Source organism: Desulfitobacterium chlororespirans DSM 11544 (assembly GCF_900143285.1).
Taxonomy (GTDB): Bacteria; Bacillota; Desulfitobacteriia; order Desulfitobacteriales; family Desulfitobacteriaceae; genus Desulfitobacterium; species Desulfitobacterium chlororespirans.
Genome location: NZ_FRDN01000016.1, coordinates 122,770 through 147,759, shown reverse-complemented (window position 1 = coordinate 147,759; position 24,990 = coordinate 122,770). Strand labels below are relative to the sequence as shown.

Here is a 24,990-nt window from a genome sequence, read left to right as displayed (position 1 = left end):
GTGACAAAAGACGACTTCCACGGAAGCCGTCTTTTGTCATATTCCAGACTGTCTTAACCGCAGCAGCCCTTTTCCTTTATCAAAAATTCAAAAAACGCTGCCATTTGTCATCTTGATCCATGGATTGAAAAATAGGACCTGTCCCCTTAATTCACCCTAGTAGTGAGCTCCCGGTACGCGAACGTCCTCTTTTCTCAAGGTGATTTTCAGTTTGTCTAAATACTCTAAATAAGCGACGACGGTCTTTCTGCCAATATTCAGGGCATCCCTGACTTCCGCCACGCTGATGGTTCCTTGGACGTCCATTAACGAACGGATGGTTTGGCAGACTTTTTGTAAAGCTTCTTTGTGGACGAGAATTCCTTGCCCCAGATCCACCAGGTTGCCTGATTTCAGCAGGAATTTCACTACCTCCTCAACGTCCCCTGTTTTCATCGTTGTATCTTTGGCGGCCTGCTGAATACTTCCTGTATTCATGTCATAGGCCAAAAATGCCTTTTCCATAAGGGCTGTTTCCTTTGCTGCCAGGATTCTGGCTAAGGCTTTACCATCAGGTTCCGACAGGTAGTTTCCATCTGAAAGCAGGCGCTGATTGGCAATAAAATAATTCAGCAATGCTGCAAAATCTTTCGGATCCATCCCGGAAAAAGCCCCGCTTTTCAGTTCTTCCTTATCCATTTGGTAGCGGTAGGGATATTTCTGATACATTTTCCGGAAAGCGGATTGTATTTTATTAAAATATTTTTCATATTGGTTGATGCTTAAGTATTTACGAGTTTCCTTCAAGATAATTAACTTTCCTGAAGAGACTTCCTTATCCAAGGTTTCCTGTAATTCAGCCCGTTCCGTATTCAAAGCCTGCAAAAGGTCACCCGAACTAAGGGGTTTTTCCGAGGAATTTAAGATTAAGGTGACTAACTCTTCCCTGGTGCCATGCTCACCGATGCTCATAGCATTCATACTTTCCTGAGAAAACCGCTGTCTGTTTTTCGTGGTATGATACAAAACCCAGCCCCCGCCGATGGTCACAGCAGGCGAGTAGCTGCGGATAATAAATCGATCTTTACGCAGGATGACGATGGGTTCTTCAAAACGCAACTGTGCGTAACCTTTCTCCCCCTCAGGGATTTCATCAGTACCCAGAAGCCTGACCCGGGCCAGAACCTCTTTCGTTCCGGTGTGCACATGAACTCTTTGATTGTGTACCAAATTTCCTTTGCCTTTGACGATATAAATCAACACATCCGCAATCCGGATTGGGATCAGGGTTCCTTCACGAGCAATGGTGTCGCCCCGCTGTATTTCAGATTTTTCGATCCCGGTGAGATTCAAGGCGCACCGATCGCCGGCAGTCCCTTCGTCGACACTCATATTATGGACCTGAATTCCCTTGACCCGTGCATTAAGTCCGGAAGGATAGATGGCCAGGGTATCGCCTTTGCGAACCACTCCGCTGGTTATCGTGCCGGTGATTACAGTCCCGTGACCTGACATAGAAAAGACTCTGTCTATGGGCAATCGGAACAGTTCCTGGCTTTCCTTGGTTTGAACTTTCCGGGCAAGCTGATCCAAGGTTTCCCTCAGTTGAGAAATCCCTTCCCCGGTCACGGAAGATACATGGACCATGGGGCTTTCTGCCAAAGTTGTCCCTTGCAGTGTATTCTGAATATCTTCAATGATCATTTCCAGCCACTCGTCGTCCACAAGATCCGTTTTGGTCAGGGCGATAACCCCGGTTGTAACATTGAGCAGGTTTAAAATATCCAGATGCTCTCTGGTTTGCGGCATAATACCTTCATCAGCGGCAATGACCAACATCACAAGATCGATACCGGTGACACCGGCCACCATGGTCTTCACGAATTTCTCATGTCCGGGCACATCAATGATGGATACAGTTTGACCTGAGGGCAGGGTCAGGGAGGCAAAGCCCAGTTCAATGGTCATCCCCCGCCGCTTCTCTTCCTCAAGGCGATCTGTATCAATACCAGTCAGTTTTCTCACTAAGGATGTTTTGCCGTGGTCAATATGCCCGGCGGTTCCTAAGACAATCTTTTTCATCAATTCACCCCACGATGCTCTGCATGGTTTGCGTAATGAGGGGAAATTCCTTTTCTGACAGAGTGCGGACATTCAGCAGGACTTTGTCTTTAACGATCCGGCAAATAATCGGGATGGGCTCTTGTCTGAGGAGGTCCTGGAGCCGGTTGGCCGATAAACCGTCGATCGTTAAGGATACAGCCTTGCCTTTTAACAGAACATCCGGCAAAGAACCACCCCCTGCTTCATCATCAACATCCACGATTTCCATTTGACAACGTTTACCCAGGGCGGTCTGGAGCTGCCGTTCCAGTTCCTCCGCCCGCAGCAGCAAATCTACCTCTTTTAAGGCCAGCATGTTTAAGGCGGGGATCTGGGCAAGGGCTTTTTCAGGATTCAGATAGAGTTTCAGAACTGCAGTTAAAGCCGCAATAGAGCTTTTATCGCAACGGACAATGCGGGCAAAAGGATTCTTTTTAATCTTGTCGATCAAGGTCTTTTTGCCGGCGATGACACCAATCTGCGGACCGCCCAGCAATTTATCCCCACTAAAGGTGACAAGATCCGCACCGCCGGCGATGACTTCCTGTACGGTCGGTTCATGGGGCAGTCCGATTCTGGTCAGATCATAAAGGCAGCCACTGCCCAAATCCTCCATCACCAGTACATTTTTTATTTTGCCCAGCTCCACTAAATCCTGAAGTGGCACTTCTTCCGTGAAACCGGAGATTTTATAATTGCTAGTATGAACTTTCAACAATACGGCCGTATTTTCCGTAATCGCTTTGGCATAATCATCTCGCTTCGTTTTGTTCGTTGTGCCGACTTCGAGCATCGTGCAGCCACTGGAGGCGATAATATCCGGTATACGGAAGCTTCCGCCAATTTCCACCTGTTGCCCTCTGGAAATAATGACGTCTCTCTGCTTAGCTAAGGTATTAAGGCTTATAAACACTGCCGCAGCATTATTGTTGACCACCATGGCGCTCTCAGCGCCGGTTAAACGGGTAATCAGAGGTTCGATATGGGTATGGCGGGAACCCCTGTTGCCGGTTTCCAGATCAAATTCAAGATTGCTGTAACCTTCATTGACTTCTTGAATTAAGCCGATGGCTGAATCAGGCAGAGGGGCCCTGCCCAGATTCGTATGCAGAACAATTCCTGTGGCATTGATCAATTTTTTCAGGCAGGTACTATCCTGTGCATCGAGCTTATCTTTGAGTTCCTGAACCAAATGCAAGGTGATCTCCTGGCGGGACTGGTGGGACATAGATGCCGCAAAGGACTTATCTCCAAGCAACTGTTTTCTGTAATCATCGATGACCTGGGTTATTGTTTCACCAAGCACAGCTTTGCCAATCCGCTCGGCCAAGGCCGCAACTTCAGGATGATCCAGGATTTCATTCATCGGAGCGATGGTTCTCAGCGCCTTTAATCGTTCTAAATCCTTCTCCAAAAACAGTGCCTCCTCATAGCAAAGGGACATGAATTGAGCAGAGAGCACACTGCGTTGATCATGTCCGCAAATCACCATTATTACATTCTTTGGCGGGAATGTGTAGGAGTCGAACCTACCTCGGCCGGATCACCCACCCGACAACGGATTTGAAGTCCGCGGAACCCACCGGGATCCATCCATTCCCATAGTGTATTATATATCATACCTGGTATGCTTTTCAAATAGGCATCTCAATTTCTTAAATGTTACCTAATTCCAACCATGTTGCCCGGCCAGCCATTTTTCGGCAGCATAGTTGAGTGGCATAGTCCGTATATCCTCCCAGACCAGATCGTCGACACTTAATTCTCTCAGATCCACCTGCTTGAAATAAGAGCCGCAGTCAGCACAGACCGCTACTTCCATCCCAGGATACTGTTCAGATTTAAGGTAGGTTTGTTTTTTGGCATCCATGCTGCCGCAACAAGCACAGCCGGAAGCATCAACAGGCCGCTGATAACCGCAGACCAGGCATTGCTGGTAGCGTTTGCCGACCGGCGGAGCCAAAAGGGTCATAAAATGTTTTTCTCCGCAGACCGGGCAAGTCCCAAAGGGTTGATTATCTTCCCCGGGTTTGGGAACCAAGTGTTGGCAGAGCATCTGGGCAACACCGGCCAGAGCCAGTTGCAATCGGGCAGCAGCTGGATTATCCAGAGGATCGCCCTGCTTAAATTGTTCCAGGAGGGTGCGCAAATCAGCTTTTTCCTGTGGTTCATCGGCAACTTGATTGAGTCTTTGCCACAAATCAATAATGCTTTCTTCAGGCAAATTATCCAAAGTAAACCGCGGGGAGGCAGGCTTAAGCTGGAAATCAGCCGCCAGGCTGGAAGCATGCTCCTGCTGCCAAAGCTTTATTTCCCCCTGCAACTTCAGATAGTTATCTTTTACTGCAACCAAATGCTGTTCTTCTTGTTCAGTGGTCAGAATATTTTTCCGCACAACGTTTCCTCCTATAGGAAGTCTGCCGCCAACCCTTAAGCCCAAACCGGCACCCGGGCCGGCAGCAGACCGGATCATTTATTTGCTGATGAAGCTATCATTATAAGCAGCTGATCAACCTATTTCCCCGCCTTTTCCTGCTTTTCAATCTCCTCATACCAAGCGCCATGATGGGACTTAGCAAAGCCTTTGGATACATAACCCTTAAGCATGCCCGGCAGAGCAGCCCGTGATTCCGGATGGATCAGGGCCAGGTAGAGATGCCCGATCAGAGCCGTGGTCATGAAAATCATGGATAGGTCGTGAACAGGATAGGCTATGCGCACTAAGCCTATGGGGAAGTACTGGGGAAACCACATGATCAACCCGCTGATGGTGATAAAGATAGAGCCAAAAATCGTGAAGAGGGAGTTGATTTTTTCCCCTCCGTTGAATTTTGCCTGGGGAGGGTAATTGCCATGCCCGCCGAAGAATTCCACGGCAAAGGCTTTGACATGCATCACATCGGCCTTCGTCCAAGTAAAGACAGAACGAATCCACCCCCAGTGATGTTTGGTGTCACCGATAAAGAACTTCATGCCGACAGCAACGGCAAAGAAGAGGGCCGCAACCCGGTGAATCATGCGGGCGTTGTCAATTCCTCCGACGATGGCCATAGCCGGCCGAAAGGTTACAGAGAGAACCGCTAAACCCGTAAAGAGAAGAATTAAAAAGGAAACTGCATGAACCCAGTGACTGAATCGTTCCCCATCTGTAAATCTCAGAACTTTTCCTTCCGGGACTTGTTTGGAGTTTTGTGCCATTACAGTGACCCTCCTTTCCCCTGGTGGTCATCTTCAACAAAATGCTCCTTGCTGTAATTTCCTTTAGCCACATTGACCAAAGTTCCAACAAGAACTGCTGCCGCCGCGCCACCGCAAGCAATCGCACCCAGCGGGCGGGCGATATCCTTCCAAAGGGTCAGGGTAAAGGGAACCGTGGGATTGGCCGGCAAACCATAGGATTCCGGAGTATCCAGGAGGATGTACTTATAAAGTGTTCCTCCTACGACATCCTTGCCATAGAGATTGGCCTTGGGATATCTCTGCTTCAGCTCAGACAAGCGCTGTTCAGCCTTTTGCATCATTTCGGCATCATCCCCAAAGGTCAGGGTTCCCGGCTGGCAAATGGCGACACAGGCGGGCTCAAGGCCATTTTCCACCCGTTCCCAGCAGCCGGTGCACTTGGTGGCCTTTTGGGTTGTCTGATCAATCCTGGGAATATCAAAGGGGCAGTTGGTCACGCAGTATCCGCAGCCGATGCATTTGTCCTCATCAATGATTGTAAATCCGGTCTCCGTTTTGGAGATAGCCTCAGAGGAGCAGGCTTTTAAGCAGGCAGCATCGGCACAATGAAAGCATTGAGCTTTCCTCATCATCCAAAGCATGGTATTGTTTTCGTATTTTTCATCGAAGGCAATATAAGTGTAGGTGTTAGGATCCAAATCTTTGGTCGACTGATAACTTTTGACCAATGATGTCTTAACAGCCGGTAGCTCATTCCATTCCTTGCAGGCTGCGGAACAGGCCTTGCAGCCGGTACATTTAGAGGTGTCCACGAGAATCATTTTTTTACTCATCTGCTACGCCCTCCTTATGTTGACCAGGCAGCATTTATATTCCGGGGTGCCTGCCGTGGGATCGATGGCGCTGATGGTCAGGTTGTTGGTCGTCGGTCCGGGACTTAGGGATGCGAAGCCCCAACTCCAAGGCATACCAATGGTTTCGGAATCCTGACCGTTGATCTTTAAGGTCTGAATTCTGTCCGTTACCAGTGCAACTACTTGAACTTTGCCACGGGCAGAAGATACTTCTACCATGTCCCCTTCTTTGACTCCGATCTTTTGGGCCAGATTTTTGCTGATCTCGGCAAAGGGCTGCGGCATCAGCTCATTGAGCATGGGAATATTTCTCGTAATCCCGCCTGCGCAGAAATGCTCAACTAAGGCATAGGTCGTTAGTACATAAGGGAAATCTTCCTTGCTGCCATGGTTCGTAACACCAGGCAGGAAGTTCGGGATGGGCACGGTAGGATTAGAGCTTACATCCGGATGCAGACTATTGACCGTCGGGCTTTCCACCGGCTCATAAAACTCCGGCAAAGGACCGTCATTACATTGACCGGCCGGCCTAACGCCAATATGCGGCAAGCCATCTGCTGCGGGTGTGGCAGGAATTCCACTGAAATATTTCGCAGTGAATAAACGTCCTACTCCTTCAGGATTCATGCGGAAAACTTGTTTTCCTTCCGGGGTATCCGGGCCTTTGGTTTTGTCCGGTACATCAGCACCGTCATTGCCTTCCCAAGAATTCTTGGCCGCATCCCACCAAATCAGCTTGCGGTTTTCATCCAGTGGCTGACCGTTCATATCACAGGAGCCACGGTTATAGAGGATGCGGATGTTACCCGGCCAGGAGAAGCTCCAATTACGGTATAAACCGAGCTCCGAGGGATCACTGTTGTCCCGGCGGGCAGCCAGATTACCGTTGCCTGTAACACCTGCATAAATCCAACAGCCTGAGGAGGCTGAACCGATAGGAGCCTTTAAATAATCAGCCAAGGTAGGCAGCACTTTACCGGTTGTTTCATCATAACCACTGATCTCCTGAAGAACTTTCAGCGGATCCGGTTCATGACCATAATCCCACCGGGCCTTGAGAATAGGCTCATCCTTAGGATCGGTACTGCCGGCATAAAGCTCTTTAAGCTTATGATAGATATGGTCCAGAATATCCAGGTCGGGCTTGGCTTCCCCGGGCGGCTTCAAGGCAGCATCCTTCCACTGAATCCAGCGGCCGGAATTGGATAGTGTTCCCCCTTTTTCATAAACAAAAGCTGCGGGAAGCAGAATAACCTCCGTGTTGATTTTGGCCGGATCGACCAGGAGCTCGCCTGTGGTCGGATCCTTTTCACGCCAGAATTGGGCGGTTTCAACCTCATAAACATCCGCGATGACCAGCATATCCAGCTTTGCCAAGCCTTCACGGACGATTTGCCGGTTAGGGATGGATACCATGGAATTCGAGCCAAAATTAAGCAGCATTTTGAATTGTCCGCTATTGGCAGCTTCCCAAAGTTTTACCATGCTGTAATTCTTGCCTGAGTTGTACTTAGGCAGGTAATTAAAGCAATAATCATTTTCTTTGGTGGCATTTTCGCCAAACCAAGCTTTGAGCTGAGAGACAATATGCCTTTCAAAAGCCGAGCCGCTGCGCACCAGATAACTGCGCAGATCCTTATCCGTATGAACCGGGGCCGGCAAGTAACCCGGCAGGTTATTAAAGAGATTGGCCATATCGGTGGAGCCTTGAACATTGGGCTCACCACGCAAGGCTTGGATGCCGCTGCCTGCTTTACCCACATTGCCCAAAAGCAGCTGGATGATTGCGTAGCTGCGGATTCCCTGAACACCGGTGGTGTGTTGGGTCATGCCCAGTGCATAAAGAATACTCCCCGGTCTGGTGTTGCAGAAGGTATCCGCGATCTCTTTGATCTTTTCGGCAGGTATACCGCTGATATCGGCTCCTACTTCCAGAGTGTAACGGGAAAAATGCTCTTTAAGCTTGCCAAATACGCAATCAGGATCATCCAGACTTTCCGCCATGACCGGTTTGTTTTCAGCATTGAGCTGGTAAGCCCAGCTATCAAAATTGTACTTTTTGTTCTCGGGATCAAATCCGGAAAACAGTCCATCGTCAAATTTAAAGTCTTTACTGATCTTGTACAGTGCATTGGTGTGGTTGAGTACATACTCTTCATCATAGAGTTTGTTCTCCAGAATATAATTGATAATTGCATTTAAATAAGCAATATCTGCACCGGGACGAACCTGGGCAAAAATATCTGCTTGGGAGGCGGTACGGGTAAACCTTGGATCCACCACGATCACCTTGGCGCCGTTTTCTTTGGCTTTATTGATCCAACGCATGGCTATGGGATGGTTCTCCGCACAGTTGCTGCCGGCAATCAGGAAGCATTTCGTGTTTTGCATATCCGTCCATGAGTTGGTCATAGCTCCGCGGCCAAATGAAGGTGACAAACTTGCCACCGTGGGAGCGTGTCATATCCGGGCCTGGTGTTCGTTATAAGGTGTTCCGATCAGCTCGGACAGCTTTTTGATCAGGTAGGACTCTTCATTATCCACTTCGGCTGAACCCAAAACGGCAATACCCTCGGCGCGATTTACAGCATAAGTCTTACCGCCGATTTCCTCCGTGTCCATCCAGGTCGCCTCACGCACTTCCTTGATCTTTGAAGCAATCTTATTAATCGCTTCATCCCAGGAAATATCCTGCCACTCACTGGACCCGGGAGCTCTGTATCTGGGCTTTGTGACACGGTCCTTAGAATTGGCCACGTGACCCAGACTGGCCCCTTTCGGACACAGGGCACCGGAATTCACTGGATTATCCGGGTCTCCATCCAGATAAACGAGTTTTCCATCTTTAATATGAAGCAGCAAGCCGCACCCACCAGAACAGAAATGGCAGATGCTAGGAATCTTTGTTGTTCCTTCAATTCTAAGACTAAATCCCTGGGCTTGGGCGATCTGTGGATCAAAGCCAAGACCGGAAGCCAAAGCAAACAGAGATGCCCCAGAAAGCTTCAGGAACCCACGACGAGTTACTTCCATTTTCTCTCCCCCTCTTATTATTACAATTGCTCCGGCTTTCGCCGAAACAAAAATTTACGTAAAACCCCTCTTTAGCCGTCTTTTCCAGTGTTGAGAAAGCAGCTTTGTATGTGAATAGTTTAAATAACTATCTTTTTTTAAATACAAAAATCACTCCTATGAATTTTAGATTTATTTTTAATAACGAAAAAATATATTTTCTATTTTGCCATAGGATATAGAAATTGTCAAACAATTTAGACAATAAAGAAAGTGATAACTTTCAGTTACTTTCTGTTTATTCCGTAAATAGTACAGATAAGCACTGAGGACTTCAATAAGAAAAGACTCCGGAGAGTACATTTCTCCGAAGTCTTTTGCTTATTGAAGTCCTATTTCATTTTCATGATAGTTCATTGGGTAAGATGCATGATAATAGGGTTCAAATTCATGATCATCCATCATGGATTCCAGTTCCAGTTCATAATTCTGCATAGCTGCCATGGCTGCCCCCGCCAAGCCGAGTACCCGCAGAGCAGGCCGTCTCCACATCATATACCCTATAGCAAGGCCAAGAGGGGCAGAGATGCTGAATACGGTATGGTCATTGTGCTTGAGTTTAACCTGGGTTTGCCAAATCTTGTTGAAACGATTCTTGGTGCCGCTCCACATCTTTCCCATCATCCCATCTTCAAGGGCTTTCTCTCTTTCGCAATCTGCCAACGCTTGAATTACATCCCCGTTGGACCTTAGCAGGGCACGGCGTGCTTCTTCATAGCTTAGATTTAAGCGGTCGCATAGAATATCAACTTTCTCCAGTTCCGTCCACATCTCTTCGCTCATTTAAATCATCCTTTCCGCTTGGGTTTTGTCCCACGTTAACCAAGCGGTTCCCCATACTCCAAGATCTTAAGGGCTTATCTAAGGTTTGTTCGCAAAAATACTGTGAGGCATCAAGGATTTCTTTTTTGCTCCATTGGTTCCAGCGCAGTCGGTTCAATTTTTCCAGCTCTCCTTGAAGAAGCTGGCGCATCAGCCCAAGGCTTCCCCCACTGACCCATCTCCCGACGGCGGGAGAGCTCCCCTGAGTTTGACATTGCCGGCAAACCACCCCGCCGGCGTTCGGGCTGAATAATAACCGCTCCCCTTGAACTCTTTGCCCGCACTCAGCGCATTCCATTAAACGCGGGCGATAGCCGAGATAATTCATCAGCTTCAAAGCGTAGGTACACTGAACCAAAGCCGGATCACAGCTTTCCACAAGAAATAAACTGGAAAAGGTGAGGGTAAACAGTTCCGGATGAGGTTGTCCGGGAAGAGTTGCCAGATCGAGAAGCTCTGCCATTGCCGTAGCCGCCATGCTCATATCTAAGTCCGTCCATAAATGGGGAAAGCTCTCCCTGGGGCTGACCTGGTTGACAGTATCCAGCGACTTACCCTTATGTAATAGGTATTCTGCATAGGTAAATAGCTGGGCTCCTGCTCTTTGACGGCTTTTCGGTTTACGCACCCCTTTAGCAATAGCTTGGATTTTCCCGTGTTCTCTTGAAAATAAAGTGAGTAAACGGTCTGATTCTCCATACTCCCGGCTTCGAATCACCAAAGCATCGGCGTGGTAAACTCCCACATCTTCACCTCATAGTCTTTGTAAATATCCCGTTCTTATACCGTGATTATTTGCACGCCGGAACTCGTTCCCAGGCGATCAGCTCCGGCCTCCACCATCTGCAAAGCGGTCTTACGGGAACGTATTCCTCCTGAAGCCTTCACTTTGACGGATTGACCCACCCAGGCTTTCAGATTGCGTACATCTTCCACGGTAGCTCCGCCGCCGGCAAAGCCTGTGGAGGTTTTGATATAGTCCGCTCCCGATGCCTTGACGATCTCTGCCGCCTTTTGCTTCTCCTCTTCAGTAAGCAAAGAGGTTTCGATGATGACCTTGATCGTGACACCACAGCAATGAGCCGCTTCCACAGCCCGTGTTATATCTTTCGCCACGGCTTCCCAATTACCCGATTTCGCCCAGCCTATATTGATCACGATATCCACTTCCCGGGCACCATGAGCTTTAGCGGCGAAAATTTCCTGAACTTTAATCTCCGTCATGGTCGCTCCCAGAGGAAAGCCGATGACTGTGGCTACTCCCACACCGCTGCCGTGTAAAAGCTTGGCGGCAGTGCAGATATAGGCCGGATTAATACAGACTGTGGCAAATTTGTGCTGCTTGGCTTCATGGCATAGATTTACGATATCTTTTTCCGTGGCCTCCGGTTTAAGAAGTGTATGATCGATCATGCCTGCTAAATTCATTGTTCTCATCCTTTCTAGCTCCGATCGGAATATCCGAATTCCCGGAGACTTCTTCCCCGATTGCGCCAATCTTTCTCAACCTTGACAAAGAGCTCCAGAAAGACCTTGCTGCCCAACAGGGTCTCAATATCCTGGCGGGCCAAGCGACCGATTTCTTTGAGGAGACTTCCCCCATGGCCGATGATAATGCCTTTTTGGGAGTCCCGTTCCACTACAATAAGGGCACGGACCTTGATCAGGGTTTTCTTTTCTTCCACACTCTCCACAACGACGGCAATAGAATGAGGGACTTCATCCCGGGTAAGCTGAAGCACCTTTTCCCTCACCAGCTCCGCCATAATAAAGCGTTCCGGCTGATCCGTAACTTCATCCTCTGGGTAATACATAGGACCTTGAGGCATTTCTTTGAAAATCAGCTTCAGCAGTTCATCCTTATTCTCTCCGGTTTTAGCTGAAATAGGAAGAATCGCCAGAAAATCTTTCAAAGCAGAGTAGTCCTTGATCAGCTTCAATAACTTATCTTTTTCAATAAGATCGATTTTATTCAATAGAAGAATACAGGGAGTCTTTACATGCTTGAGATTTTCCAATATGTATTCCTCACCGGCACCGAATTCAGCGGTCGTATCCACCATATACAGGATAAGATCCACTTCCCGGAGAGATTCTAAAGCTGAGTCAACCATAAACTCGCCTAATTTGTGTTTAGGTTTATGGATTCCCGGCGTATCCAGAAAAACGATCTGCCCTCTTTCCTCGGTCAGGATACAATGAATCTTATTCCTGGTGGTCTGAGGTTTATCGGACATGATTAAAATCTTTTGCCCTAAAAGTTGGTTAAGCAATGTGGATTTTCCGGCATTAGGACGGCCCACCACTGTGACAAATCCCGAGCGAAAATCTTTATTGGGTTCAGAACCGTGCAAATTTGCTCACTTCCTTAATGTTTTATTGTCATGAATGTTTAATTGTTATGAGCCTTGGTATCTATGTTAAGGATAGGCTGCAAAGGCAGTTAAAAAATCCGGCCATTCTGAATTCTACTAAGCTAGCTTCGCAAATTTCCGCAAAGGGCAATTTTAACGGACTAGCCCCGTTTGAATAAGAAAACCCGACCTCGCCCGCATTATCTTCACACTTTGCTTGCCTTAACCCTATACTCATAAATGAAGCGAAGGCGCTGGTTGCACTTATCCTTGGCAAGTTATCCAGCGCCAGCCTATGCTTTCTGACCGTTTTAGAAAAGTTCAAGCCAATCACTTAACCTAAAAATTCGGGACCAAAGGAATCAGGGAGTAAAACGCTCAAGCGGGTTGTCTTAGTTTGCCCCTTGCCATTGACTAAAATAACCAGGCAATCTTGAGAAAACTCCCGTAATACTTGGCGACAGGCACCGCAGGGTGAAGGAAAGGTATCCGTCGGCACCGCCACCGCCACCGCCTTCAAGCGGCGCTCCCCGTGATAGGCACCGTGAAAAACAGCATTGCGCTCAGCGCAGATGGTCAATCCATAGCTGGCATTTTCCACATTACATCCGGCTGAGATCCGCCCGGATTCCCAGAGGGTAGCGGCTCCTACCGGATAGTGGGAATAGGGGACATAGGCGCTTTGATAGGCTGCCTGGGCCCGTCGGATTAGTTCTTCGATTAGCTCCGGAGAAATTTGTTCTGGTGAGTCCATAGCGGCTCCTTTCGTTTGCTTGGGTTTTAGCCCCAGGTCTTGGATCTTAGAACTTTGGGTCCTGAATCTTGGTTTTGCCCGGGTCGCGTAGCTTTACGCACAACGGTCACTCCATAGCTCCAGGGCTGGTTCACTCGCTTTCCTAACAGCATCTGCGGCGGATAAGTATGCTTTGTAGCATGCCGCCTTGAGCGAAACTGTCCACCGGACACTTTCGTCGCCAAACCTCCAGGTAATACCTGATGTGAACCGTGGCTCCGCTACGTTAAGAAAGCTTCGTTCACCCGACCGCCCCTCCGCTAAAGCCGTTCCCTTTTGTGCGTAAAGCTACGGCTTACGGGTTTTTTTCAAAGCTGTGTTTGCGGGTCTTTTTCAGCTCTGCTGTTCAGCTTTCCCGAGACCTTCCTGGAGCTTTCTCCAGGTCGCCGACCCTGCCGCTTAAGCGGCATCGGTAAAGACGGAAAAAGCCGCTCAGGCAGGCTTCCTCCCCCGCATTTCCCACAACGGCTTCCCCACTCAAACCTGCAAAGCAGCCCAAGGATTTTGCTTTACGTATAGGAAGCGAATTTAAGCGAGCGGAGACAAAACTTCGCGAAAAGCATGCAGCGGAGAAAGGTTGGAAACAGGACGTTTCCAACCCGCCATTGAGCAGTAGCGATTTGGCGGGGCACCTTTCGGAGCGGCAGGCTTTTCGCGGTAGTTTTGTCCGCGCAGTTTATGGAGCGACCGGTGTAAAGCAAAATCCTGGAGATCTCCGGAGTCCTCTGGAAACTCCGCTTCCGAAGACCTTTTTCAACCCAGCCCCAACAGACCGGCTAAACGCGGCCCAAAAATCACAACCCCGACAGCAACCGCTATGATCGCCGTAATCAAAACCGCCCCCGCCGCCACATCCTTAGCTAACCCGGCCTGTGGATTAAAGTCCGGCTCAGCTAAATCCACAGCAATCTCCACCGCCGTATTAAAAGCCTCTGCCGCCATGACACTGCCGATGGTCAGCAATAAAACCACCCATTCCCAGCGCTCCAGTCTCAGCCAAACAGCAATGAGCAGGACCAATGCGGCGGTGAATACGTGGAAGCGAAAATGTCTCTGGGTTTTGCAGTTATAGAGAATTCCCTGAAAAGCATCGCCAAAGCTTTCCCAGTTGGAAGGTTTTTTATGATGTTGTCCCATAGTCATCTTCCTTTACTTTAACGCAAAAGACCGATTTGACTCATTACCGCTTCTTCCTGCCGGCGCATTTCCTCTTTATCCTCTTCTTCCAGATGATCATAGCCCAGAAGGTGGAGAGTTCCATGGACCGCTAAATAGACCAGTTCCCGTTCAAAAGAATGCCCATAATCAGCAGCCTGAGCTCTGGCCCGCTCCACTGAAATAATTATATCACCCAACAGATGGTCCTCGTAATCCAGGATGTCTGGTTCATCTTCTGTTTCCTCCTGCAGGGCAAAAGACAACACATCCGTCGGCCGATCCACGCCACGATAATCTCGATTCAGTTCATGGATTCTGGCATCATCCACTAAAGTCAGGCTGACCTCAGCTTCCTCCGACCCCGCCGATAAATGGACGGCCTTGGCAATTCCCTGTTCTAAAAGCCCTGTAAGTGATCCGCGCTCATTTTCAGGAATGGAGTCTTCTTCCCAATTAATATCCAAATACATCGGTGTGGAACCGCCTAAACGGCTCCTCACCCCCTTCCATTACGAATTATCCGCTTTTCCCGTCTCTTCTGCAGATTCTCCTTTTGCTCCCGTGGATTCTCCCTCCGCAGCAAGTTCCTTTTGCTCCATCTCCCGGACATCCTCAAGCTTCCCCGGTTCCGGCAGCTGTTTGGTTTGCATATCAGGGTACTCTACCCGGGAATGGAAAATGCCGCTCAGAATCCGGACAAAAGCGGTGGCAATTTTATCTAAATCCTGGAAGGTCAAATTACACTGACTAAGCTGATCATCATTAAGCTTGTCCTTGATGATTTTACGAACCAAGCCTTCAACACGCCCTGGCGTGGGCTGCTTCATAGCACGAACTGCCGCTTCCACACTATCGGCCAGAAGGACCAGGGCGGCCTCTTTGGTCTGGGGTTTAGGCCCTTCGTAGTGAAAGGCTTCTTCGGGAACATTAGCGTTATCTTCCATAGCTTTATGGTAGAAGAAGCTGACTACACTATCCCCATGGTGTTGTGCGATAATGTCCTGGAGAACCTGGGGCAGATTCTCTTCCTTGGCCATCTCCAGCCCGTCTTTTATATGGGAGGTGATGATCAAGGCGCTGAGAGTGGGAGCTATTTTATCATGGGGGTTATCCTGAGCGAACTGATTTTCAATAAAGAAATAGGGCCGCTTCAGCTTGCCGATGTCGTGATATAGGGACCCTACCCGAACCAAAATTGCATTGGCCTGTACCTCTTCTGCCGCTGCTTCCGCCAGGTTGCCCACCAGCACGCTATGGTGATAGGTACCCGGAGCCTCCATCAAAAGCCGCTTCAACAAAGGGCGGTTAGGATTGGATAGCTCCAATAAGCGCACTGCCGACGTAATTCCAAAACCGGTCTCAAACCAATGAAGGGTTCCTACTGCAAGAACTGAGGAAAAGATCCCGTTCACGATCCCTAAGCCTATGCTGACCAGCCAGGCGGATATGCCCATCCCTGAGATCAGAGCAATACAGCTGGCCGTAATCACATTGAACGCTGCAATATAAAGTCCTGCCCGGGCCAAATCGGATCGCTGGCTTAATAGGGAGACACTATGAACACCGATAAAGCCGCCAAACAAGGCGATCAGAGAAATCAGCCAGCCTGAATTGGTAGACATGGTGGGATCAGCCAATAACCCGACAAATACAGACAAAAGTGCCGCCGAAAAATAGGCTATCTCCACATCCACCAGAATGGCGATGGTCATGGTGGCCCAAGCTACAGGGATCAAGATGCCGGTCATGGCATTATATTCGGCATCCCCCAGATTCAGGGAGATGACCGCCTTACCCATAACCAGAACCAGGAACATCATTAAAGCAATGAGCAGCAATTTTTTAGATATATCGGCAACGTTTTTCCGGTATTGATAAGCATAGAATGTCATAGTAACGATACTGGCTAAGACAATCAAGGCGATACCGGCAACAGAACGCCAAGGAGACCGGTTCTCAACCAGTCCGTAGCCCACCAGAACCTGCATGATTTTCTCGTCAACAATTTCTCCCGGTCCGACGATCTTTTGATTGGCTTTATAACGCTGCGATTCCATGAGTACCGAAGCCCGGGCATTCTGCCTTAATTTCTCTGTAGCCTCTGTATCTTCCAGCAAGGTGGGTTGAGTGATTTTAGCATCCACGAACTCGCTGAGAAAAGCCTTGAACTCATCCGGGAAAGAGGCTTCATTAATATCCTGCTTAATCTTTTGGCGTAAGGCAGGGACATCTTGAGGACTGCGGGCACCTGTCTCCTCACCGCGGGCATTCACTAAAATAACTTCCGTGGCTTTCTGTTCTTTTTCTTCCAATAAATCCAGGGAGGAATCCAACAGGCCTTCCAGTGCTTCCTGGGGCAGAACATTAAAAGGAGCAACTTGACGCAGTTTTTTCAGCGCATCTGCCTTATCTTCATTGCTGGCTATTGCTTCCTCCAAAGCAATAAAAGCCGTGCTCAAATCCCGGGAAATGCTGGTCAGATACTCTTCATCCTGGGTATAAACCGGCTTAACCGCCTCAGCCGCCGCTTCTTGATCCTGGTAATACTTTTTTAAATCCTCAATATTCTTTTCATAAGGAGCCGTCACAAGCTGAGGGCTGGGATCACCCAGCTTCAGGTGAAGTTTGGAGACAAAGAGTCCTGAAGACAGAATACTTGTGAACAGCACAAAACACACCACCAGTACCTGGATATGCCGCCAAGTGGTGCTTATATCAGAAAAAAGCTTTAAGGAGCCTAATCTACGAATGTTCAAACGCATCCTTCTTTCACTGACCTGGTTCCGAAGTTTCTTCAGCCTTTTCATAAGCCTGAATAATTTTTTGAACGAGAGGATTGCGTACTACATCGGCAGCAGTAAAGTAATGAAAAGAAATATCCGGTAGGCCTTTGAGAATATTTTGGACTTCTTTTAAACCGGAATAATGACCCCGGGGCAAATCCACCTGAGTCACATCTCCGGTAACCACGGCATGGGATCCATACCCCAGACGGGTCAGGAACATCTTCATCTGCTCAGGAGTAGTGTTCTGAGCTTCGTCCAAAATCATAAAAGAACCATCCAGAGTACGGCCCCGCATATAGGCTAAAGGAGCAATCTCAATGGTTCCCTTTTCAACATAGCGCTGAGTCGTCTCCGGTCCAAGCAAGTCATAAAGGGCATCATAGAGAGGCCTTAAATAAGGGTCCACCTTTTCCTGCAGATCTCCTGGCAAAAAACCGAGCTTTTCCCCTGCCTCAACTGCCGGCCGGGTCAGCACAATCCGGTTAATCTCTTTAGCCCGCAAAGCCAATACGGCCATCACTACCGCTAAATAGGTCTTTCCCGTACCTGCCGGTCCGATGCCGAAGACAATGGAGTGATTTTCCAATGCTTCAAGGTACTTTGCCTGGCCCAATGTCTTCGCCTTAATGGGGCGCCCCCTGTGAGTGGTGGCAATCACCTTGGCGAGAGCATCGGCCATGCCTTGACCATGACCTTCTTCCACTTGGGAGATAACATAAGCAACGCCTGCAGGAGTCAAAAGGTGCCCTTGCCGGACCATGTCCAACAGCTCCTTAACCACAGCTTCCGTCATGTCAACCACATCGACACTTCCAGTAATGGTCATTTCTTCCCCCCGCACCACCAGCCGTGCCCCCAAGTGTTTCTCCAACATCTTCAAATGAGCATCTTCCGCCCCCAGCAAGTTCATTGCTTCAGTGGCATCCTGCAAATAGACCTTTGCTTCTTTCGTCAATTTTTCGCCCCCTGGTGCTAAAACTCCTTACACGAATTATTCCTCCGGGTAAACCGCTAAATCCTCATACGACTCTACTTCAATGCGCACGCGCTCACCGTCGGCCTGTGCCAAGACACGAACCTTTTCCTCCAAAATACGGGCTCCCGGGGAAATCGTCTCATGGACTTCCGCCCGTGCCAATTCCTCTGCAGCCTGGCGAGCTTCCATTTCATTTCGTTCAATCTGCTTCTTCTGCAGTTCATTATACTGCACAGATACTATTTCGACAGGAAGCCGCCAATTCCTCCATAAGGTTACCCCATGATATTGAACTTCCTCTTTGACTAAATTAAAAGGCGATTCCGGTGTTGTTACCATTATGACTCGTGCACCGAATTTTATACCCCATCCCTTGGCAACATTTCCGCTCTCAATAATTCGTTCCTCATAATAAGGCACCACAGCTTCGGCACTGTACCAGACCCTCCCACGCACAAAACCTTTAGCAGCGGGAACTATTTCAGGAATATAATCCTTTTGTTGCAGCTGGCGGTCCGTTCGCGGCCTGGCACTGGGATTGTGGATAGCTCTTGGTGCTTGAATCAGGACCTGCCCCGGCTTGACAATTTCCCCTTCATGAACCAGCGGCGTCCCTTGGATGACCATAACCTGCTGAACCAATCCAGCTTTGCTCGCCACCAAATTCCCCGCTTCACCCGGAACCTGGGGGCGGACTTTTTGCACTACTTTAATCTCCACACGAGTGCCATGTTTGCTGATACCGACCCAGGCGGCATCCGGGAATTCCTCAACCAATAGTTTGGAAACTTCATTTAAATCCACTGAATCCTGCCGTGTCCACGTCTTGAGCCCATGTTTTTCGGCGCTGTCAAAAATCTCCTGACTGGAAATCGTCGTATTCCCCGACACGGAAATAGAAAGAATCATCTGGGACAAAATAGCCAGTGCCACACCGATAATCATAATCCCAGCTAATAAGAACTTCCGCCGCCACCAGCGTGCGGCTACAAAAGGCCATCCGTATTTTGCCACGATGCGCACTCGGGTATGAGTCATGCGGGCAGGCCGCTTTAAGCGGCGAAAGTCCTGAATCTTCACTTGGGCTCTTACGCCTTTTTCTGAGCGCTGGGTTTTATAGAATACAATGCCCTGGCGTATTCCCTCATTAATAAATCGAGGCAGCTGATTTCCCCGGGCCACAAAAAGAACACGCCCTTGCAGAAACTCTCGGAACCTAGCAATCATTTGGAGTCCCCTCCTCTATAGTATACAAAAACTCAACCTTTCGCATAGGCTAAAGCTGTAAATTGTCCGACAATCCATAGCTCTGTTGCCAATACTGTCTTAAGCACGAGTTCCTTGCCGGTAATCGTTAACTGGCCTTCCGTTGTATGTAAAAGAATCTCTTCTGGCGTAAATTCAACGATTTCCAAGTAGTTTTCCACAAGAACTTCCTGACGGCCGGTAACAGTAATACGCGGCCCGTTTCCGGCAACATCCGGGGGAAAATCCAGCGCTTCCCCTACATTTTTGGTGAGTTTATCCAACATAAATAACCTCCTCCCTTCTAAAACCATGTTTATGAAGGAAGGAGGTCAAATAGTCCAAGCTTGAAGGACAAAGCAAGCAAAAGATCTTTACGGATTATGTCTGGTTCCACCATCTGTTCACTTTAACTGAAGCAGGACCTTCAGCAGCTGATCCGGTGAAGGGGGGCAGCCCGGAATCTTAATATCCACGGGCAACACTTCTCCCACACCATCATGGGCTGCATAGGCCTCTTTAAACATCCCCCCATCCAGGGCACAATCCCCTACGGCAATGATCCGTTTGGGGTTAGGGGTCCCTTCATAGGTTGCCAGCGCAGCCTGAATCAGATGAGTGGACATAGGGCCGGTGCACATCAAAATATCCGCATGGCGCGGAGAAGCTACAAAATCCAACCCAAAGCGCTGCAAATCATAGATGGGGTTGAGAAGGGCGGACATTTCCCAATCACACCCGTTGCAGGAACCGCAATCCAGGTGCCGGATATGCCAGGATTGACGGAGGGAATGGAGGTGGGCCTCACCCTGCTCCCATCGTTTTTCACTTAACCGTCCCATCTTCAAGCTTCGTTTCAGCAAATTCCACATGAGCCTTTTCCTCCCTTCCTAACGGTCACAGCAGCTGTAGCATAGCTCAAAGCTCTTATTAATCAACGGGAAATCCGGAACAATGTTCCCCAGCACAGCCAAGGGAACCGCAGCCCAATTGGCATAGGAGGCTGAACGAATCCGGCAGCGATAAATCTTTCCTTCATCATCCAGCATCAGCCAGATCACATCCGTTCCCCGGGGAGATTCGGCACAACCCCAGGCGAAAGAATAGGGCTGGGGCGAAAAAGGTTCTGAACCCTTAAGAGCAAAACCGCCCTGCTCCATAGTATCCTGTAAAAAGTCTCCCCCAAAAAGTTCAGCAAGTAAGGCAAAACTTTGTTTCACTTCCCGCACCCGAACCATCAACCGACTCCAGACATCCCCTTCCTGCTCCACCTGAGGCTCCACCTTCAGCTCCCCATACAAAAGATGAGCATGGCGCTCCCGCCAATCCTGGGAGATTCCTGAAGCACGAGCCGCCGGACCGGTAACTCCCAGGTCCAGGGCACTTTGCCTGCTTAGAACTCCGGTGGTTATCGCTCTCTGACGAAACCCGTCATGCTCCAGAATCAGCGGCAGCCACTCTTCAAAATCCTGCTCCAGTTCAGCCAACCGCCCCTGCAGGTATGACCTTTCTTCCTGTTGGAGGATCCTCTTGATCCCGCCGGGGGTGATGTTTCCCCGCAGGAAACGGTGCCCGAACAGCTGATGATTGAGACGCTGGAGCTGCTCTTTATGCTGTAAAGCATTCCCATTACCCAGGGCAAAGCCCACTCCGGCACAGAGGTTGCCAATATCCCCCACGTGATTATAAAGCCTTTCCAGCTCCGCCAGCACAGTCCGCCAGCCCAATATCCAGCGGGGAACCTGCATTCCCTTAAGCTTCTCCACCGCTTCACAATAGGCCAGAGCATGACTGACCGCACACACTCCACACACCCGCTCCACAATTTTTAATCCCTCTTCAAGATCCTTGCCTTCCAGAAGCTTCTCAATCCCTTTGTGAGTATAAAAAAGCTGGGCATCAAGATGAAGAACCGTTTCCCCAATGGTTTGAAAGCGGAAATGACCCGGTTCAATGATCCCGGCATGAATAGGCCCTACCGGAATCTCGAAGGTCCCCTCACCTTCAGCTTCAGTAAATGAAAGGGGCTGAGGATTGAAGGAGACTTCTTTCAGTGCCTCCCCTGGGCATTCGTCGCCTATAGAGGCGGGGGTCTCAGGACGAGGTTTTCGCAAAGGATAAAAGCCTTCAGCCCAGCCTGGATGAAGGACCAGAGGGCGCGGATCAGGATGCCCCTCAGGGTGAAGCCCCAGCAGATCCCTTACCTCACGTTCCGGCCAGTTCAGAGCCGGACAAAGAAGGGTTAAAGAAGGAAAGCTCTTCTCAATTCCCTGTGCCCCTAAAGTAAGGGTGAAATCACCGGGAAAATGGAGGAGCAGATAGATCACAAAACCATGACCTAAGCTGCGTTCATCATTTCCTGTATGGGTCATCAGCAAGGGACGGGTTGGAACCTTCAACCAAAGATGCTCCATGACCTCAGGCAGGCAAGCAGGCTTCAGCCAAACCAGTCCTTCATTTTTTGTCCAGAGACCAAAGGAAAAATCCTCCGGTTGCTTAAGTACCCGCTCTTCAAAATAATTGCGTAAGCTTGCCGAACTCTCCATACTCCCCACCCCTTCCCAGAATCAATTCCACAACCTGATTTAAGGCCTGATTAAGAGGTTCCGGAATGAACACTCCCAAAATCAGGACCAGAATCATGGGAACAGCTAACCAAAGCACTTCCTTGCCTTCTCCCTTATCTTTCAAGCAGCGTTCACCCGGTGTACCAAAAAGCATCCCCAAAAAGTGATAGAGGAACCCCGCAAAAATAACCGCTAAAAATAAAGCCGTTAGAAAACCTAAGATCGGGTGATGATTCTGGAAGAATCCGGCCATGATGCTGATTTCAGAGCGAAAGGTTCCAAAGGGCGGCGTTCCCGTAATGGCCAGCAAACCCATAAAAAGAATCCCACCCGTATAAGGCCATAAGCTCATAACACCTCGAATTTTGGGGATCTGGCGAGTACCCATCATCTGCACCACACGGCCAACAACCACAAAGAGATTTGCCTTTGTCAAAGCATGAAGAATGAGATGAAAACAGGCTCCCCACACAGCAAGAGGAGTGCCCAGTCCAAAGCCCAAAGCGATAATCCCCATATGCTCCACACTGGAGTAAGCCAGGAGGCGTTTAATGTCTTTTTGCAAAAGAATAAAAGCAACCATAGCACCAAGAGAGATAAACCCAAAGACAAGCAGCAGCTTTCCGGAAAAATCCGGGCCCAGACCCGTTTGGCGGACCAGGATATGCCAGCGCAGAATGGCATATAAAGCACAGTTAAGCAAAACCCCGGATAATAAGGCACTGACCGGAGAAGGGGCTTGGCTATGAGCATCCGGCAGCCAGGGATGCATAGGAACAAAGCCAACCTTGGCCCCATACCCGATAAAAGCAAAAATACAACCCAACTTGACTAAGGCCGGATCCAATTGGGCGGCCATCCCTACCAGAAGCCTCCAGTCCAGAGCAGCCAGGCTATAGCCATTGATCCGCCCTGATGCTGCATAGAGAATCATCGTCCCCAACAAAGCAAAGCTGATGCCTACCGTGCAAAGAACGATATATTTCCAGGCGGCTTCAACAGCGGTTTTTTGCCGATAAAAGCCCACCAGGAGAGCCGTCGCCAAAGTCGTTCCTTCTATGCCTACCCACAAGAGTCCCAAGTTCGGAGTACTGACCACCCAAAGCATGGTACCGATAAACATCCAGACCCAGAAGTAATACCGGGGCAGCCGGCTTTGGGGGACCTTCCCTGCTGCTACCTCATGCTCCATATAAGAAAAGGAATACACAATCACATAAGCGGCAATCACCACAATCACACCGAGAAGCAAGGCACTCAAAGCATCCCAGAAAAAAAATCCTCCCCAAATGCTTTGCGGGCCCTGGCAGAACACCCGCAGAATCATTTCCCCAGCCAGGCCAAGCAGGGCTATGAGCGCCAAACTATTGAACAGCCTCAATGCCCGGCTGCTTGTGGAGATCAACATACAAAAAGCTGCCACAATGGCAACAACTATAAACATTCAGCTTTCCTACCCTTTCAAAGAATTAAGCCGCTCAACATTCAGCGAATCAAACTTCAGAATCATCCGCTGGGCCAGGACCCCTAAAATCAAAACCCCGATCAAAGCATCGAAGATCACCCCTACTTCCACTAAAAGAGGCATACCGCTGGTGAGCAGGAAACCCGCTAAGAAGATTCCATTATCAATCAAGAGGATTCCCACCACTTGAACCAAGGCTACTTTGCGAATCACCATAAGCAACAGCCCATAAAAAAGCAAGGCAAAAGCAATCGCCAAACCATTACGCAGTGCAGGCTCCACTAAGGAGAGCAGCGGTTGAGTTATGGCATAGGCCAGGATGGTTAAGGCCGCTGCCGCCACCAGGGAAGAGGTTCGGTGAAGAAAGACTTCTCCTACCCATTGAGTGTGGGATAGATCGGCGGTACGTTTTAGCACCCAAGGAATCACTCCTCCCTTGACCAATAAAGAGAGGAGAGCAATGGCAAGGATCTCCCACTCGGATTCTTTTACTCCTTCCAGGAAAATCAGCGCTGAGAGAAATACTGCCTGCCAAGTCCAACCCATCAGCGCTTTCTTCAGTTTGACACAACCGACTATATAGAGACCGAGGGCTAAAAGAGCAAAGAGCACCAGCTGTTGAAGATTTTCCAACGTTCCTTCCACGTCATATCCCCCCTTTCGTAATCCAAAGAGTTAATAGAGCCAAGACAGCCGCGGCCAAACCCATAGCCAGGACATTGGGAATCCGAAAAAGTCTGACTTTAACATTGATGCTCTCCAGGGTAGCAAAGAAGGTACCCAGTAAAGCGAGGAAACCGATCTGGAGAATTCCGTGGCTAAGCAACATCCCAAAAGGAATTCCCCCGCTCCAGCTGTTCATAACCTGGATATTCACAGGTAAAATCAAGAAAGTCAGAAGTTGCAGCAAAAGCAATTGCTTCAATTGTTCCGCCCACGTCAGAAAACCTAAAGAGGGACCCGAGTAATCCAAGAGCATTCCTTCATGAATCATCGTCAACTCCAGATGGGTGTCGGGGTTATCGACCGGAATCCTCCCCAGCTCGGCGATGGCGATAACAAAAAGAGCGAACAAGGCAAGAACCCGGGGAGTTTCAAAGATGGATAGGCCTTGCAGCGCAGCGCTCATTCCCATGAGCGAAGTCGTCTCTGTCATCAGGGCCAGGACGGCCAGACTCAGAATAAATCCAGGTTCCACTAAAGCTGCTACGAAAACCTCACGACTGCTTCCCATACCACCAAAGGTTCCCCCCGCATCCAGGCCGGCAAGAGCCAGAAAGAACCGGGCCAGACCAAGGCTTGCCGCCAGCCAAAACATGGAACCCAAGGAGTGGATGGGTGCCCATCCCCAGGGACCGGGAACAACACAACTGGCAAGGATCGTACTTCCTAAAACAAGTGAAGGCGTAACCAGGAAGATCCAGGAAGCATGCTCTGAGACAACCTCCTCTTTCCTCATGTACTTCCAAAGATCCCGGTAAGGCTGGAAGAGGGACGGTCCCTGGCGCATCTGCCAAAAGGCTTTTACTTTCTTTATCCAGCCTTGCAGCAAAGGCGCAGCCAGCAAAAATATCAACAAGTGCAGCAAAGAAAAGAAGATTATTCCACCATTCCATTCTCCAAAATTCAACATCCG

The 24,990-nt window shown here is 49.2% G+C and carries 21 protein-coding genes, 1 tRNA gene and 1 pseudogene; all 23 read right to left on the bottom strand.

All coding sequences use genetic code 11. From position 1 onward, the window contains the following. Positions 1-156 precede the first annotated feature (156 nt). The 23 genes and pseudogenes from selB to BUA14_RS22795 all read right to left on the bottom strand — a co-directional run bounded on the left by selB (position 157) and on the right by BUA14_RS22795 (position 24,987). Positions 157-2,061 (bottom strand): selenocysteine-specific translation elongation factor, encoded by a 1,905-nt coding sequence (selB, locus tag BUA14_RS22910; RefSeq protein WP_072774736.1) that lies wholly within the window; start codon positions 2,059-2,061, stop codon positions 157-159. Between the two features lie 4 nt (positions 2,062-2,065). After that, positions 2,066-3,496 carry an L-seryl-tRNA(Sec) selenium transferase gene (selA, locus tag BUA14_RS22905; RefSeq protein ID WP_072774735.1) on the bottom strand — a complete coding sequence of 477 codons (1,431 nt, stop codon included), beginning with the start codon at positions 3,494-3,496 and terminating at the stop codon, positions 2,066-2,068. 90 nt (positions 3,497-3,586) lie between these two features. Beyond that, positions 3,587-3,683, bottom strand: a tRNA-Sec gene (locus tag BUA14_RS28155). A gap of 65 nt (positions 3,684-3,748) precedes the next feature. After that, the gene (locus tag BUA14_RS22900) at positions 3,749-4,555 is read right to left on the bottom strand and encodes a formate dehydrogenase accessory protein FdhE domain-containing protein (protein ID WP_084078810.1); all 807 of its coding nucleotides are present in this window, start codon (positions 4,553-4,555) and stop codon (positions 3,749-3,751) included. Between the two features lie 41 nt (positions 4,556-4,596). Next, positions 4,597-5,280, bottom strand: coding sequence for a formate dehydrogenase subunit gamma (locus tag BUA14_RS22895; protein ID WP_005816420.1), 684 nt, complete (start codon positions 5,278-5,280; stop codon positions 4,597-4,599). Continuing rightward, positions 5,280-6,095, bottom strand: coding sequence for a 4Fe-4S dicluster domain-containing protein (locus tag BUA14_RS22890; protein WP_011460849.1), 816 nt, complete (start codon positions 6,093-6,095; stop codon positions 5,280-5,282). The genes BUA14_RS22895 and BUA14_RS22890 overlap by 1 nt, the downstream gene beginning before the upstream one ends. A gap of 3 nt (positions 6,096-6,098) precedes the next feature. Further along, positions 6,099-9,149 carry a formate dehydrogenase-N subunit alpha gene (fdnG, locus tag BUA14_RS22885; RefSeq protein WP_143153494.1) on the bottom strand — a complete coding sequence of 1,017 codons (3,051 nt, stop codon included), beginning with the start codon at positions 9,147-9,149 and terminating at the stop codon, positions 6,099-6,101. Positions 9,150-9,509: 360 nt separating this feature from the next. After that, a complete protein-coding gene (locus BUA14_RS22875) occupies positions 9,510-9,971 on the bottom strand; it encodes a UBA domain-containing protein (RefSeq protein WP_072774731.1) in 462 nt (153 codons plus the stop codon). After that, positions 9,934-10,755: a DNA repair protein RecO gene (gene recO / locus BUA14_RS22870; RefSeq protein ID WP_072774730.1), complete on the bottom strand. Its 822-nt coding sequence runs from the start codon at positions 10,753-10,755 to the stop codon at positions 9,934-9,936. The genes BUA14_RS22875 and recO overlap by 38 nt, the downstream gene beginning before the upstream one ends. Before the next feature lie 35 nt (positions 10,756-10,790). Further along, complete coding sequence (deoC, locus tag BUA14_RS22865) at positions 10,791-11,447, bottom strand: deoxyribose-phosphate aldolase (protein WP_178371780.1); 657 nt, start codon at positions 11,445-11,447, stop codon at positions 10,791-10,793. Between the two features lie 5 nt (positions 11,448-11,452). Beyond that, positions 11,453-12,364 (bottom strand): GTPase Era, encoded by a 912-nt coding sequence (gene era / locus BUA14_RS22860; protein WP_072774728.1) that lies wholly within the window; start codon positions 12,362-12,364, stop codon positions 11,453-11,455. Between the two features lie 334 nt (positions 12,365-12,698). Continuing rightward, a pseudogene (locus BUA14_RS22855) lies at positions 12,699-13,175 on the bottom strand (cytidine deaminase); the annotation flags it as partial. Positions 13,176-13,910: 735 nt separating this feature from the next. Then, positions 13,911-14,294: a diacylglycerol kinase family protein gene (locus BUA14_RS22845; protein WP_072774726.1), complete on the bottom strand. Its 384-nt coding sequence runs from the start codon at positions 14,292-14,294 to the stop codon at positions 13,911-13,913. A 17-nt stretch (positions 14,295-14,311) separates the two neighbouring features. Beyond that, positions 14,312-14,785 carry an rRNA maturation RNase YbeY gene (gene ybeY, locus BUA14_RS22840; RefSeq protein WP_072774725.1) on the bottom strand — a complete coding sequence of 158 codons (474 nt, stop codon included), beginning with the start codon at positions 14,783-14,785 and terminating at the stop codon, positions 14,312-14,314. Between the two features lie 39 nt (positions 14,786-14,824). Further along, positions 14,825-17,071: an HD family phosphohydrolase gene (locus tag BUA14_RS22835; RefSeq protein ID WP_072774724.1), complete on the bottom strand. Its 2,247-nt coding sequence runs from the start codon at positions 17,069-17,071 to the stop codon at positions 14,825-14,827. 13 nt (positions 17,072-17,084) lie between these two features. Beyond that, positions 17,085-18,056 (bottom strand): PhoH family protein, encoded by a 972-nt coding sequence (locus tag BUA14_RS22830; RefSeq protein ID WP_072774723.1) that lies wholly within the window; start codon positions 18,054-18,056, stop codon positions 17,085-17,087. Between the two features lie 36 nt (positions 18,057-18,092). Continuing rightward, positions 18,093-19,304 (bottom strand): sporulation protein YqfD, encoded by a 1,212-nt coding sequence (gene yqfD / locus BUA14_RS22825; RefSeq protein WP_072774722.1) that lies wholly within the window; start codon positions 19,302-19,304, stop codon positions 18,093-18,095. Between the two features lie 32 nt (positions 19,305-19,336). Beyond that, entirely contained in the window at positions 19,337-19,609 is a 273-nt protein-coding gene (locus BUA14_RS22820) for a YabP/YqfC family sporulation protein (RefSeq protein ID WP_018212473.1), read from the bottom strand. 117 nt (positions 19,610-19,726) lie between these two features. Further along, positions 19,727-20,194, bottom strand: coding sequence for an NADH-quinone oxidoreductase subunit B family protein (locus tag BUA14_RS22815; RefSeq protein ID WP_072774721.1), 468 nt, complete (start codon positions 20,192-20,194; stop codon positions 19,727-19,729). Between the two features lie 18 nt (positions 20,195-20,212). Then, positions 20,213-21,868 (bottom strand): hydrogenase large subunit, encoded by a 1,656-nt coding sequence (locus BUA14_RS22810; RefSeq protein ID WP_072774720.1) that lies wholly within the window; start codon positions 21,866-21,868, stop codon positions 20,213-20,215. Next, entirely contained in the window at positions 21,834-23,333 is a 1,500-nt protein-coding gene (locus BUA14_RS22805; protein ID WP_072774719.1) for a hydrogenase 4 subunit F, read from the bottom strand. The genes BUA14_RS22810 and BUA14_RS22805 overlap by 35 nt, the downstream gene beginning before the upstream one ends. A gap of 9 nt (positions 23,334-23,342) precedes the next feature. Beyond that, positions 23,343-23,999 (bottom strand): hydrogenase, encoded by a 657-nt coding sequence (locus BUA14_RS22800; protein WP_072774718.1) that lies wholly within the window; start codon positions 23,997-23,999, stop codon positions 23,343-23,345. A gap of 1 nt (position 24,000) precedes the next feature. Next, on the bottom strand, positions 24,001-24,987 hold the full coding sequence (locus tag BUA14_RS22795; RefSeq protein ID WP_072774717.1) for a respiratory chain complex I subunit 1 family protein: 987 nt from the start codon (positions 24,985-24,987) through the stop codon (positions 24,001-24,003). Positions 24,988-24,990 lie beyond the last annotated feature (3 nt).

Bases quoted from the DNA above. Each gene is read 5' to 3' on its own strand.
- yqfD (WP_072774722.1), bottom strand. From the start codon at position 19,304: ATGATTGCTAGGTTCCGAGAGTTTCTGCAAGGGCGTGTTCTTTTTGTG.
- BUA14_RS22815 (WP_072774721.1), bottom strand. From the start codon at position 20,194: ATGTGGAATTTGCTGAAACGAAGCTTGAAGATGGGACGGTTAAGTGAA.
- BUA14_RS22900 (WP_084078810.1), bottom strand. From the start codon at position 4,555: ATGATCCGGTCTGCTGCCGGCCCGGGTGCCGGTTTGGGCTTAAGGGTT.
- BUA14_RS22795 (WP_072774717.1), bottom strand. From the start codon at position 24,987: ATGTTGAATTTTGGAGAATGGAATGGTGGAATAATCTTCTTTTCTTTG.
- BUA14_RS22875 (WP_072774731.1), bottom strand. From the start codon at position 9,971: ATGAGCGAAGAGATGTGGACGGAACTGGAGAAAGTTGATATTCTATGC.
- BUA14_RS22805 (WP_072774719.1), bottom strand. From the start codon at position 23,333: ATGTTTATAGTTGTTGCCATTGTGGCAGCTTTTTGTATGTTGATCTCC.
- BUA14_RS22820 (WP_018212473.1), bottom strand. From the start codon at position 19,609: ATGTTGGATAAACTCACCAAAAATGTAGGGGAAGCGCTGGATTTTCCC.
- BUA14_RS22845 (WP_072774726.1), bottom strand. From the start codon at position 14,294: ATGGGACAACATCATAAAAAACCTTCCAACTGGGAAAGCTTTGGCGAT.
- ybeY (WP_072774725.1), bottom strand. From the start codon at position 14,785: ATGTATTTGGATATTAATTGGGAAGAAGACTCCATTCCTGAAAATGAG.
- deoC (WP_178371780.1), bottom strand. From the start codon at position 11,447: ATGAGAACAATGAATTTAGCAGGCATGATCGATCATACACTTCTTAAA.
- selB (WP_072774736.1), bottom strand. From the start codon at position 2,061: ATGAAAAAGATTGTCTTAGGAACCGCCGGGCATATTGACCACGGCAAA.
- BUA14_RS22810 (WP_072774720.1), bottom strand. From the start codon at position 21,868: ATGGAGAGTTCGGCAAGCTTACGCAATTATTTTGAAGAGCGGGTACTT.
- BUA14_RS22895 (WP_005816420.1), bottom strand. From the start codon at position 5,280: ATGGCACAAAACTCCAAACAAGTCCCGGAAGGAAAAGTTCTGAGATTT.
- BUA14_RS22890 (WP_011460849.1), bottom strand. From the start codon at position 6,095: ATGAGTAAAAAAATGATTCTCGTGGACACCTCTAAATGTACCGGCTGC.